9 protein-coding genes are annotated in these 12,922 nt (G+C 67.5%); 6 read left to right on the forward strand and 3 right to left on the reverse strand.

Translation table 11 applies throughout. The annotated features are described in order from the left end of the window. Positions 1-43 precede the first annotated feature (43 nt). Positions 44-1,432 (forward strand): cation:proton antiporter domain-containing protein, encoded by a 1,389-nt coding sequence (locus tag ACEF39_RS06885; protein WP_500287413.1) that lies wholly within the window; start codon positions 44-46, stop codon positions 1,430-1,432. A gap of 75 nt (positions 1,433-1,507) precedes the next feature. On the opposite strand, the gene ACEF39_RS06890 is transcribed toward ACEF39_RS06885, so the two are convergent. Beyond that, positions 1,508-3,838, reverse strand: coding sequence for a penicillin acylase family protein (locus ACEF39_RS06890; protein ID WP_500287414.1), 2,331 nt, complete (start codon positions 3,836-3,838; stop codon positions 1,508-1,510). Between the two features lie 125 nt (positions 3,839-3,963). Here ACEF39_RS06890 and bfr point away from each other — a divergent pair, with 125 nt between their 5' ends. Then, positions 3,964-4,452, forward strand: a complete 489-nt coding sequence (gene bfr, locus ACEF39_RS06895; protein ID WP_108267855.1) for a bacterioferritin — start codon at positions 3,964-3,966, stop codon at positions 4,450-4,452. Positions 4,453-4,800: 348 nt separating this feature from the next. On the opposite strand, the gene parC is transcribed toward bfr, so the two are convergent. Beyond that, positions 4,801-7,044, reverse strand: a complete 2,244-nt coding sequence (gene parC / locus ACEF39_RS06900) for a DNA topoisomerase IV subunit A (protein WP_500287415.1) — start codon at positions 7,042-7,044, stop codon at positions 4,801-4,803. 59 nt (positions 7,045-7,103) lie between these two features. Then, positions 7,104-8,012 (reverse strand): AraC family transcriptional regulator, encoded by a 909-nt coding sequence (locus tag ACEF39_RS06905; RefSeq protein ID WP_500287416.1) that lies wholly within the window; start codon positions 8,010-8,012, stop codon positions 7,104-7,106. A gap of 145 nt (positions 8,013-8,157) precedes the next feature. On the opposite strand from ACEF39_RS06905, the gene emrR reads away from it, so the two are divergent. Genes emrR through emrB form a run of 4 tightly spaced genes read left to right on the forward strand, consistent with a single transcriptional unit; the run spans position 8,158 to position 12,867 of the window. Continuing rightward, entirely contained in the window at positions 8,158-8,601 is a 444-nt protein-coding gene (gene emrR, locus ACEF39_RS06910) for a multidrug efflux system transcriptional regulator EmrR (protein WP_105163770.1), read from the forward strand. Further along, complete coding sequence (gene emrC / locus ACEF39_RS06915) at positions 8,598-10,091, forward strand: multidrug efflux transporter outer membrane subunit EmrC (protein WP_500287417.1); 1,494 nt, start codon at positions 8,598-8,600, stop codon at positions 10,089-10,091. Before emrR ends, emrC begins: the two co-directional genes overlap by 4 nt. An 11-nt stretch (positions 10,092-10,102) precedes the next feature. Then, positions 10,103-11,281 carry a multidrug efflux MFS transporter periplasmic adaptor subunit EmrA gene (gene emrA, locus ACEF39_RS06920; RefSeq protein ID WP_099783412.1) on the forward strand — a complete coding sequence of 393 codons (1,179 nt, stop codon included), beginning with the start codon at positions 10,103-10,105 and terminating at the stop codon, positions 11,279-11,281. Positions 11,282-11,289: 8 nt separating this feature from the next. Next, positions 11,290-12,867, forward strand: a complete 1,578-nt coding sequence (gene emrB / locus ACEF39_RS06925) for a multidrug efflux MFS transporter permease subunit EmrB (RefSeq protein ID WP_500287418.1) — start codon at positions 11,290-11,292, stop codon at positions 12,865-12,867. The last annotated feature ends 55 nt before the right edge of the window (positions 12,868-12,922 follow it).

Here is a 12,922-nt window from a genome sequence, read left to right on the forward strand (position 1 = left end):
TCCCCTTTTTGCGACGTATCATCGGCGCCCTGCACATTGGGGAATGTTCATGGACGTACAGACCGGAGGTCCCGTGCGGCCGACGAAGTGGGCTTGGCGTTACCTGGTCTGGGCCGGCCTGCCGCTGCTGGTCGGCCTGCTGCTGGCCCGCTATGCCGGGCCCGGGCTGCCGGTGATCCGCAACAAGGCCGAGGCCGTGGTCGGTAGTGATTGGGCACATCACCTGTCCTCGCCGCTCGGCCTGTTCCTGCTGCAGCTGCTGGTGCTGTTGCTGGTCGCCAAGGGCGCCGGCGCACTGTTGAAGCGTTTCGGCCAGCCGGCCGTGATCGGCGAGATGGCCGCTGGCCTGATGATGGGGCCGCTGTTGCTGGGCAGTCTGCTGCCACAGGTGCACGGCGCGCTGTTCCCGGCCGCTTCGCTGGGGCCGCTGGGCATGCTCAGTCAGCTGGGTGTGTTGATGTTCCTGCTGGTGGCTGGCGCCGAGCTGGATCTGGGCGCGCTGCGCGGGCGTCGTCGATTCGCCTTCACCGTCAGCCACGCCGGCATCGCGGTGCCGTTCGTGCTCGGCGTGGCGCTGGCCATCTGGCTGTACCCGCAGCATGGTCCGGAAGGCGTGAGCTTTACTGCGTTCGCGCTGTTCGTCGGCATCTCGATGAGCATCACCGCCTTCCCGGTGCTGCTGCGCATCCTCGCTGATCGCGGTATCACCCACACATCGTTGGGGCAGACCGCCATCGCCTGCGCGGCGCTGGGCGATGCGACCGCGTGGTGTCTGCTGGCGCTGATCGTGGCGGCGGCGCAGGCCACTGGCTGGCTGCCGGCCAGCCTCAACCTGCTGTGCGTGGTGGCGTTCATCGCGCTGATGCTGGGCTTGGTAAAGCCATGGTTTGCCCGCCAGACCATCGCGCCGGGCCGCGAAGGGCGCTGGCTGCTGGGCATCCTGCTGCTGTCACTGGCCAGTGCGCTGGTCACCGAAGTGCTCGGCATCCACGCGCTGTTCGGCGCCTTCGCTGCGGGCGTGGCGGTATCGTCCAACGCGCAGCTGCGGCAGCTGCTGGTGGTCAGGGTCGAACCGTTCGCGGTGACCCTGCTGCTGCCGCTGTTCTTCGCCATGACCGGCCTGCGCATGCGGGCCGACGCGTTGCACAGCAGCGACATCCTGCTGTGCGTGGTGGTGATCGCAGTGGCCACGGTGGGCAAGCTGCTGGGCACCTGGAGTGCGGCGCGCAGTACCGGCATGGCCTCGCGTGAAGCGTGGCGACTGGGCGCGCTGATGAACACCCGTGGGTTGATGGAGTTGATCGTGCTCAACCTGGGCTACGAGCTGGGCCTGCTCGGCGACCGCCTGTTCGCGGTGCTGGTGATCATGGCGCTGGTGACCACCGCGATGACCGGGCCGCTGTTGAACCTGATCGAGCGTCGCAGGGCCTGAGCGCTGGACGGTAGTGCCGGCCGCTGGCCGGCAGCCACGCACACGAGTCGGGCATCATGCGGTCACTGTCGGGCGCTACCTCACCGGTACCAGCGTCATCGTGTGCTGTGCCTTGCCGGGCAGGAACGGGGTGGGGTGACCATGCACCCAATCCTCATGCCCCGCGCCCCAGTACGGCGACAGCGGATGGCCGCTCTGCCCGCCCGGCATGTGCACGATGCCGTCGGCTTCGTGGCCGGGCGAGACCACCATCCGCTGCGAGGCACCGAAGGTCGGCGTCTGTACACGCGGCATGTCACGGTCGCCGGGCAGGGGATCGGCCGGCATGCACAACCAGCGACTGGCGAAGGCGGGCAGGGCGCGCGCAACCGGATGGCAGATCGCTGCGGTATTGCGCTCGCCCCAGGTACGGTGTGCCAGCGGCCCCTGCGTGGACAGCTCGGCTTCGGTGCGACGTGCAGCATCGGCCAGCAGCGCATCCCAGCTCGTGTACGCGGACGGCAGCAGGTTGGCGGGTCGCTGTTCCAGCATCGGCCAGGCCACGCCTTCCAGCTGTGCCAGGCGTGGTGCCAGGAAATCCTCGCCCAGCTGCGCCCGGGCCGGTGCCAGCAGCGCATCGGTCAGCGTGTCGAGCACCTGTGTACGGAACTCGCGTACCACCCGGTAGCTGGTCGAATTGATTGCGGCGCGACCGTCCCAATGGTCGCTGACCGTTCTCAACCGCTTCAGTGCCGGATCGTCGCTGTGCTCGATCACTTCCTGAAGCAGCACCCACCAGCGCTGCAGGAACACCGCGCGGTCGTCCAGCTGGATTGCCAGCAGGTCGTGTTCGTCAAAGCGCTCCTGCGTGGCCAGCAGATCGCGGATCTGCCGTCCGCGTGCACCGAGGTCGTAGCCGCCGTTGCCGACGGTGGCCAGGGTCGCCTCGTCCACCACGCGGCTGTTGGCGGTCCACAACCGATGGCTGGGCGGATCGATCAGGCTCGGCGCGGCGTCGCTGCGGATCGGCCAGGGCGCGCAGCCCTGGTTGGCCTGATTTTCATTGAAACCCAGTGGCGCGCAGTGCGGGCCACGGTCGGGCCGCGCGCCGATCAGGCGCCACGCGATGCGTCCGCTGCGGTCGCCGACCACCAGGTTCTGCGCGGGAATGCCGGCGTGGTCGGCAATCTGCAGGGCCTGGTCCAGATCGGCAGCGCGTGCCATGTCGGCGAAGTCCATGCGCACCGCGCCCGGCAACTGCGCGACCCAGCGCAGGGCGTCGCCACTGCCATCGGCGTGGGTATGCACGATCGGTCCCCACGCGGTTTCGCGTACCGGAAAACGTACGTCGGCGCCGCCGGCCACGACGATCCGTTCCTCATGCACGGTCACCGCGGCGTCGGCGGGCTCGCTGCGAAAGTCGGCGGTGTCGATGTAGCTGTTGGTGAAACCCCAGGCCACGTGGCCGTTGCTGCCGACAATCACCGCCGGCACGCCCGGCAGCGAGAATCCGCTGACGTCGACCTGGCCACCTGCGGCCTGCGGATCGGGGTAGCGCAGGCGCACGCGGAACCACAGGCTGGGCGCGCGCAGGCCCAGGTGCATGTCGTCGGCGACGATCGCACGGCCATCGGCGGTCAGCGCGCCGGCAACGGCGAAATTGTTGCTGCCGACCGCGTCGGCATCTTCGGCAACTGCGCCGGTTGCGGCCTTCAGCGTGTGCAGGTCCAGCTGGCTGGCATCGGGCAGTGTGGCGTTGCCGCGGGGAGGGCCGGCCAGCGGCGCGTCCCACTCGCTGCCGTCATGCGCCAGCAGGGCGTACAGGGCCGGCGGCACCACCGTGCGGATGCGCTGCAGGGCCAGTTCGGACTGGTTGCTGGGGTCCTGCAGGTCGGCGTACATGGCCAGGCCCGCCAGCACGCTGTCGCTGGCCTGCCACGGTTGCGGCGCCTGCCGCAGCAGCAGGTAGGCCCATGGCCGCACCGCCAGGCTGCCCAGGCCCTGGTTGACCCCGTCCACATAGGCGCGCACGGCCGCAGGGTCGCTGCCCAGCGCATCCTGCAGATGGGTTTCGGTGCGCGCGCGCAGGCGGTGTACGCGCATGCGCTTGTCGGCTTCGATGGCCTTCGCCCCGAACAGCGCGGACAGTTCACCTGCGGCACTGCGCCGCATCAGGTCCATTTCGAAATAACGTTCCTGCGCGTGAACACGGCCGAGCGCCCGCAGGGCATCGGCCTTGTTGCCGGCGGTGATGGTGACCACCCCCAGCGCATCGCGCTCCACGGTGACCTTGCTGGCCAGCCCGGGCAACGGGCGCTCGCCGTCCAGCTCGGCCAGGCTGCCGCGCAGCAGCAACCACAGGACCAGCACCGCGAGCAGCACGATCGCGACCAACGCACCCAGAATCCACCGCCACGTACGACGCATTGCAGGTCCTTCCCGAGCATGTCGGCCGATTGTAGCCGCAGGCGCAACTGCGACTGATTCCGATTAGATCACCGTATTTCCAGATGGGGCACCATGGGCGCCATCGATTCACAGGAGCTCCCCCCATGAAAGGCAACCCGGACGTCATCGCCTGCCTGAAGGAACTGCTGCGCGGCGAACTCGCCGCCCGCGACCAGTACTTCATCCACTCCCGCCGCTACGAGGACCAGGGCCTGTTCGCGCTGTACGAACGCCTGAACCACGAGATGGAAGAGGAAACCCAGCATGCCGACGCGCTGCTGCGCCGGATCCTGTTCCTGGGCGGCGACCCGGACATGCGCCCGCATGCCACCGAGCCGGGCAGGACCGTGGAGGAAATGCTGCGCAAGGACCTGGACACCGAATACGCCGTTCGCAACAACCTCGCCGCCGGCATGAAGCTGTGCGAGGAGAAGGGCGACTACGTGAGCCGCGACATGCTGCTGGCACAGTTGAAGGACACCGAGGAAGACCACGCCTGGTGGCTGGAGCAGCAGCTGGGCCTGATCAAGCGCATCGGCCTGGAGCTGTACCAGCTGAGCAAGATCGACGGCAGCGGCGCCCCGGCGCACTGACCGACGCCGCTTTCGGTAGAGCCGAGCCATGCTCGGCTGCTGTACCTGATGTAGAGCCAAGTCATGCTTGGCGGCATTTCACAGAATCACAACGTCCCGTCGCCCGCCAGCACCGGAGCACCGCCAGCCAGCCTTCGCCAGCCAGCTGCTCCACCGCCCGCCAGCCGACAAACAAAGAAGCCGGGGAATGCCCCGGCTTTTTTGTGTCTGACGTCTGGGGTCGGATCCGTTTTCGAAGAAAACGGCTCTGACCCCATCGGGTGAGGCGTGCCAACCAAGGTTGGCATCTACCAGAGGTGATGCCTGGGGTCGGAGCCCTTTCCGTTGAAAGGGATCCGACCCCGCGCCTCATTCGACCGACAGCCCTTCCACCTTCTGCCAGCCGCGCGGCAGCAGGTGGCCGCGGGTGGCACGGGCGCCCAGGTAGGCCTCGAGCTCGTTGAACTTCAGGCCCATCGTGCGTTGGCCACTGCGTACCTGCAGGGTCTGCCCGGGGCTGATCGCCACGATCGCCACCACGCGTTCGGTGGCGAGCTTCGCCTTGGGGATCTCGATGATCTTGTTGCCCTTGCCCTTGTCCAGTTCCGGCAGGTCGCTGGCGGCGATCGCCAGCAGGTTGCCCGAACTGGTCACCGCGACGATGCGGTCGGTGGCGACGTTGGCCACCACCGACGGCGACAGCACCGACGAGCCCGCCGACAGGTTCAGCATCGCCTTGCCGGCCTTGTTGCGGCCGATCAGGTTCTCGAAACGGGTGACGAAGCCGTAGCCGTGGGTCGAGGCCAGCACGAAGCGGGTATCCGGCTCGGCGCTGGCCAGGGTCACGAAGCTGGTGCCCGCGGCCGGCGAGAAGCGGCCGGTCAGCGGTTCACCGTTGCCGCGTGCCGAGGGCAGGGTATGCACCGGCGTGGAGTAGGCGCGGCCTTCGCTGTCGAGGAACGCGACCTGCTGGGTGCTGCGTGCACGCACCGCGCCCTGCAGGGCATCGCCATCCCGATAGGACAGGGTCGAGGCGTCGATGTCGTGGCCCTTGGCCGCGCGGATCCAGCCCTTCTCGGACATCACCACCGTCATCGGCTCGCTCGGTACCAGTTCGGTCTCGTCGATGGCCTGCGCCGCCTGGCGCTGCACCAGCGGCGAACGGCGCTCGTCACCGAACTTCTTGGCATCGGCCTGCAGCTCGTCGCGGATCAGCTTCTTCAGCTTGGCCTTGCTGTCGAGGATGCTCAGGATCTTGTCGCGTTCCTTGGCCAGCTCGTCCTGCTCGCCACGGATCTTCATCTCTTCCAGGCGGGCCAGCTGCTTCAGCTTGGTTTCCAGGATGTACTCGGCCTGGTCTTCGGACAGGCCGAAGCGCGCGATCAGCGCTGCCTTCGGTTCGTCCTCGGTACGGATGATGTGGATCACCTCGTCCAGGTTGAGGAACGCCACCAGCAGGCCTTCCAACAGGTGCAGACGACGCTCGACCTTCTGCAGGCGGTGCTGCAGGCGACGGGTGACGGTGCTGCTGCGGAACACCAGCCATTCGCTGAGCAGCGTCTTCAGGTTCTTCACCTGCGGACGGCCGTCCAGCCCGATCACGTTGAGGTTGACGCGGTAGCTGCGCTCCATGTCCGTGGTGGCGAACAGGTGGCCCATCAGCTGCTCGGCGTCGACGCGGTTCGAGCGCGGCACCAGCACCACGCGCACCGGGTTGGCGTGGTCGGACTCATCACGGATGTCTTCCAGCCACGGCAGCTTCTTTGCACGCATCTGCGCGGCGATCTGCTCGATCACCTTCGACGGCGACACCTGGAACGGCAACGCGGTGACCACCACGTTGTGCGCTTCCTTGATGTAGGTCGCACGCGCACGCACGCTGCCGTTGCCGGTCTCGTACATGTTCCGCAGGTCGTTGGCGGGGGTGATGATCTCGGCGTTGGACGGGTAGTCGGGGCCCTTCACGTGCTCGCACAGGTCGCGCACGCTGGCGTCCGGGTCGTCCAGCAGGTGCAGCAGCGCGCTGACAATCTCGTTGAGGTTGTGCGGCGGGACATCGGTGGCCATGCCCACGGCGATGCCGGTGGTGCCGTTCAGCAGCAGATGCGGCAGGCGTGCCGGCATCCAGGTCGGTTCCTGCAGGGTGCCGTCGAAGTTCGGCGCCCAGTCGGTGGTGCCCTGGCCCAGTTCGCCCAGCAGCACTTCGGCGATCGGGGTCAGCTTGGATTCGGTGTAACGCATCGCCGCGAACGACTTCGGATCGTCGCTGGAACCGAAGTTGCCCTGGCCTTCGATCAGCGGGTAACGGTACGAGAACGGCTGCGCCATCAGCACCAGCGCCTCGTAGCACGCGCTGTCGCCATGCGGGTGGTACTTGCCGATGACGTCACCGACGGTACGCGCGGACTTCTTCGGCTTGGACGCGGCATTCAGGCCCAGCTCGCTCATCGCATAGATGATGCGGCGCTGCACCGGCTTCAGGCCGTCGCCGAGGAACGGCAGGGCGCGATCCAGGACCACGTACATCGAGTAGTCGAGGTAGGCGCGTTCGGCGTATTCGCGCAGCGGCAGTTGTTCGAAACCGTGGAACACGGGGCGGGCAAGATCGGTCATGCGGCGTTGTTACCTATGTCGGGAGGCGGTGACGGCGGTCGCCGCTCTCAATCCAGTGATTATCCGGATGCGGCGGGGGATGCCAAGCCGCGTGCAGGGTCAAGGCCCGGTTCCAGGCCGTGGCCGGCCCGTGCCAGGTAGCGTCCGGGCGGTAGTCCGAAGTGTCGCCGGAACACGGTGACGAAGGCGCTGGCACTGCTGAAGCCCAGTGCGTGGGCGATGTCAGCCACGCTGTGGCCTTCGCTGAGCTGCCGCAGCGCCTCGGCCAGCCGCGCCTGCTGCCGCCACTGGGCGAAGCTCAGGGTGGTTTCGTCGCGGAAATGGCGGGTCAGGCTGCGCGGCGACAGGCCGGCCCAATGCGCCCACTGCGCCAGCCCGCGCTCGTCGGCCGGATCGGCCAGCAGCTGCGAGGCGATCTTCAGCAGGCGCCGGTCGCGCGGCATCGGCAGGTGCATGCGCTGGCGCGGCGCGACGCGTATCTCGTCCAGCAGCACGTTGATGATGTGCTGCCGCTCGGTGGTGCTTTCGTAGTCCTGCGGCCAGTCGCAGATGCGTTCGGCCACCGCCTGCGCCAACCGCGAGATGCCCAGTACGCAAGGGTCGGCGGGCAGTTCGGCGCACAGCGGCGCGGCCAGCACCATGCCCCAGCCGCGCAGGGGGCCATCGATGTGGACCGTATGCGGCTCGGCTGGTGGCATCCAGCCCGCCGAGCCCGGTGCCAGCGACCAGGTGCCATGCGAGGTGCGGGTGGTCAGCAGGCCGCGTTCGACGCAGATCAGCTGCGCGCGCACGTGGTGATGCCAGTCCACTTCGCGGGCCAGTCCCTGCGGGCTGTCGAAGCGGAAGGCGATGACCGGAGGGCCGTCATTGCGCTCGAACCAGTCCAGCGCTTCCTCACGCAGCAGGGTGGCAGGTCCGGGTTCGCCCGCCTTCACGTGGGCTGGGGGTGGCTTGAATGTGACATTCATTGGCTGGATTGTACTACCGGGCCAGTTGGGAGCGCCATTAAGGTGGCGCCTTCACCTGATCCAGCCCATTGCTGCAACACAGCATTCGATGCCAGATCGAATATTTCCATTGAGAAATATTTTTTTTGGAAGAGAATGCTCCCCCATGATCTGTCCTGCAACCACTCCCCCCAGCTTCGGCCTGCTGCTGCGTCAGGTGCGCGACGGCCTGGTCCGCCAGCTCGATGCGTCCATGGCCGAAGAAGACCTCGGCATCGGCTTCACCCACTACATCGGGCTGAAGGTGCTCTCGAACATGGCGCCGTGCACGGCCAACGAACTGGCCCAGGCCATCGACCAGGTGCCCAGCGCGGTCACCCGCCTGCTGGACAAGCTGGAAGCGCTCGGTTGCGTGCGCCGCGAGCCGCACACCCAGGACCGGCGTGCGCTGCAGATCGTATTGACCGACGAAGGCCGCGCGCTGTGGGCGCGGTTGAAGCTGCGCGGCGACGCGGTGATGGATTACGCCCTGCGCGATCTGTCCGCCGACGAACGCACGCAGCTGCTGTCCCTCCTGACCCGAATCCGCGATTCCCTGACGACCCCATGAACCCGATCCCGCATCCCACTCTCCGCCGGTCCGGGCGCGCGCTGCTGGTTTCAGCGCTGACCCTGGCCCTGGCCGCTTGCGCCAGCAGCCGCGGCCTCACCCCGCAGGGCCACGTGCTCGACGTGGACAGCCTGCACAGCGAACGCACCCTGGCCGACAGCGACCTGAGCGCCGCCGGTTTTCCCGCCCAGGACTGGTGGAAGGCACTGGGCGATACGCAGCTGGATGCGCTGATCGCCGAAGGTCTGGCCGGCCATCCGAGCCTGGACGCCGCCGACGCCCGCCTGCGCCAGGCACAGTCACAGGTCGGCACCGCACGCGCCGATCGCCTGCCCAGCCTGTCCGTGTCCGGTGGCTACACCGGCCTGCGCCTGCCCGAATCGATGGCCGGCGATGAAATCGGTGGCCATTACGCCGGCAGCAGCCAGGTCGCCTTCGATTTCAGCTACGGCATCGACCTGTGGGGCGGCAAGCGCGCCGCCTGGGAAGCTGCCGTGGACGGCGCCCATGCCGCTACCGTCGAGGCCCAGGCCGCGCGCCTGAACCTGTCCACTGGCATCGCCCAGGCTTATACCGATCTGGCTTACGCCTGGCAGCTCAATGACGTGGCCGAAGAAGAACTGGCGCGCTCGCAGAAGTCGCTGGAACTGACCCGTCAGCGTCGTAGCGCCGGCATCGACAGCGACCTGCAGGTGCGCCAGGCTGAAGCCCGTGTGCCGGCCGCACAGCAGCAGTTGCTGGCGGCACAGCAGCGCATCGACGCGGGCCGCACCGCGTTGGCCGCGCTGGTCGGCAAGGGCCCGGACCGTGGCCTGTCGATCGAACGCCCGCGCGCGATGAACCCGTTGGCGCTGCAGCTGCCGGGCGTGGTGCCCAGTGAACTGCTCGGTCGCCGCCCCGACATCGTCGCCGCGCGCTGGCGGGTGGAAGCGGCCGACAAGCAGATCAAGGTCGCCAAGACCAAGTTCTACCCGAGCCTCAACCTGACCGCACTGGCCGGCGTGGTCGCACCCAACGTCGGCGACCTGCTGCAGAGCAGCTCCAGCTTCGCCTACATCGGCCCGGCGCTGAGCATGCCGATCTTCGAAGGCGGCAAGCTGCGCGCGAACCTGGCCAACACCGATGCGCAGTACGACCTGGCCGTAGCGAACTACAACCAGGCGGTGCTCGATGCACTGCGCGATGTGGCCGACCAGGTCAACGCCGTGCGCTCGCTGGCGCAGCAGGCGCAGTCGCAGCAGCAGGCGGTGGATACCGCACGCGCTGCGTTCGACCTTGCGCAGCAGCGCTATCGCGCCGGCATCGGCAGCTATCTGGACGTGCTGACCGCGCAGTCCACCCTGCTGCAGTCGCAGCAGCAGCTGGCCGGCCTGCAGTCGCAGCAGCTGCAGACCTCGGTGCGCCTGAGCAAGGCGCTCGGTGGTGGTTTCCAGCCCAGTGACGCTGATGCCGCCCCGCTTGCTTCCCATTCCGATTCCTCGCATTCCTGAAGACGCCTGCCATGAGCCAGACCCAAGACACTGCGGCCCCCGCCGCCCCCAACCGCCGCGGCAAGCTGTTGCGCGGCCTGTTCGTGATCGTCGTGCTGCTGCTGGCGGCACTGGCGCTGTGGTACTTCATGTTCGGCCGTTGGTTCGAAGAGACCGACGATGCCTACGTGCAGGGCAACCAGGTGCAGATCACTCCGCTGGTGGCCGGTACCGTGGTCGCCATCAACGCCGATGACGGCATGCGCGTGGAGCGTGGCCAGCTGCTGGTGCAGCTGGACCCGGCCGATACCTCGGTGGCCCTGCAGCAGGCCGAAGCCAACCTGGCCAAGACCGTGCGGCAGACCCGCGGCCTGTACCGCAGCGTCGAAGGTGCGCAGGCGGACTTGAACGCACGCCAGGTGACCCTGAAGCGCGTGCGCGACGACTTCGCACGCCGCAAGGACCTGGCCGCCACCGGCGCCATCTCCAACGAAGAACTGGCCCACGCCCGCGATGAGCTGGCAGCTGCCGAAGCGGCCGTGGCCGGTTCGCGCGAGACCGTCGAGCGCAACCGCGCACTGGTCGATGACACCGTGATCGCCACCCAGCCGGACGTGCAGGCTGCCGCCGCGCAGCTGCGCCAGGCCTTCCTCAACAACGCACGTTCGGGCATCGTCGCGCCGGTCACCGGCTATGTCGCCCGTCGTTCGGTGCAGGTCGGCCAGCGCGTGCAGCCGGGCAATGCGCTGATGGCGGTGGTGCCGACCGAGCAGATGTGGGTCGAAGCCAACTTCAAGGAAACCCAGCTGCGCCACATGCGCCTGGGCCAGGAAGTGGAGCTGAAGTCGGACCTGTATGCCGGTGACGTGAAGTACAAGGGCCGCATCGACAGCCTCGGCCTGGGCACCGGCTCGGCGTTCTCGCTGCTGCCGGCGCAGAACGCCAGCGGCAACTGGATCAAGATCGTTCAGCGCGTGCCGGTGCGCATCGCCATCGATGCCAAGCAGCTGGCCGAACACCCGCTGCGCATCGGCCTGTCGATGAAGGCCGAAGTGAGCCTGCGCGACCAGAAGGGTGAAGTGCTGCCGAGCGCGGCCGCCAAGGGCACGGTGTTCGACACCGACGTGTACGCCAAGCAGCTGCACGATGCCGATGAGGTGATCCACACGATCATCCAGGGCAACCTGCCGCAGCAGTCCAAGGCGAGCTGAGGTCGGCCATGTCCGCACAAGCTCCAGCTGCGCCCGGCGCACCGGCGGCGCCGGGTGCGGCCGCCGGCTTCCTGCCACCCAGTGTGGCCCTGTGCACCGTGGGCCTGGCGATGGCCTCGTTCATGCAGGTGCTCGACACCACCATCGCCAACGTCTCGCTGCCGACCATCGCCGGTAACCTTGGCGCCAGTTCGCAGCAGGCGACGTGGGTCATCACCTCGTTCGCGGTGAGCACTGCGATCGCGCTGCCGTTGACTGGCTGGCTCAGCCGTCGCTTCGGCGAGCGCAAGCTGTTCGTGTGGGCCACGCTGGCCTTCGTGATCACCTCGCTGCTGTGCGGCCTGGCCCAGAGCATGGGCATGCTGGTGCTGTCGCGTGCGCTGCAGGGCTTCGTCGCCGGCCCGATGTACCCGATCACCCAGTCGCTGCTGGTGTCGATCTATCCACGGGAGAAACGTGGACAGGCGCTGGCGCTGCTGGCGATGATCACCGTGGTGGCGCCGATCTGCGGGCCGATCCTCGGTGGCTGGATCACCGACAACTACAGCTGGGAATGGATTTTCCTGATCAACGTGCCGCTGGGCATCTTCGCTGCGCTGGTGGTGGGCAACCAGTTGAAGGGTCGCCCCGAGCACGTCGAGAAGCCGAAGATGGACTACGTCGGCCTGGTCACCCTGGTGATCGGCGTGGGCGCCTTGCAGCTGGTGCTCGACCTGGGCAACGACGAGGACTGGTTCTCGTCGATGAAGATCGTGGTGCTGGCCTGCGTGGCCGTGGTGGCGCTGACCGTGTTCCTGATCTGGGAACTGACCGACAAGGATCCGATCGTCGACCTGAAGCTGTTCCGGCACCGCAACTTCCGCGCCGGTACGCTGGCGATGGTGGTGGCTTACGCGGCGTTCTTCAGCGTGGCCCTGCTGATTCCGCAGTGGCTGCAGCGCGACATGGGTTACACCGCGATATGGGCAGGCCTGGCGACCGCACCGATCGGCATTCTTCCGGTGATCATGACCCCGTTCGTGGGCAAGTACGCATCGCGCTTCGACATGCGCATGCTGGCCACCATCGCGTTCGTGGTGCTGTCGATGACCAGTTTCCTGCGATCGGGGTTCAACCTGCAGGTGGATTTCCAGCACGTGGCCGGCGTGCAGTTGATCATGGGCATCGGTGTGGCGCTGTTCTTCATGCCGGTGCTGCAGATCCTGCTGTCGGACCTGGATGGTCGTGAGATCGCGGCCGGCTCGGGCCTGGCCACGTTCCTGCGTACGCTGGGTGGCAGCTTCGCCGCGTCGCTGACCACTTGGCTGTGGGCGCGTCGCACGCAGGTGCATCACGCGGACCTGACCGAACACATCTCGGTGTATCAGCCGGGCATGCAGGATCAGGTCGCAGCGATGGGGCAGGGTGACCTGCAACACGGTGCGGCGGTGTTGAACAACATGATCAACCACCAGGCGTCGCAGATGGGCTTCAACGACATCTTCTTCCTGCTGGGCTGGATCTTCCTGGCGATCATCACCTTCCTGTGGCTGGCCAAGCCGCCGTTCGGTGCAGGCGCGGGTGCCGCCGCCGGTGGCGGGCACTGATCGATCGTTGTTGTTGAAACGCAGAAACCCCGCCGGAAGGCGGGGTTTCTGTTTG

Source organism: Stenotrophomonas indicatrix (genome assembly GCA_041545745.1).
Lineage (GTDB): Bacteria > Pseudomonadota > Gammaproteobacteria > Xanthomonadales > Xanthomonadaceae > Stenotrophomonas > Stenotrophomonas indicatrix_A.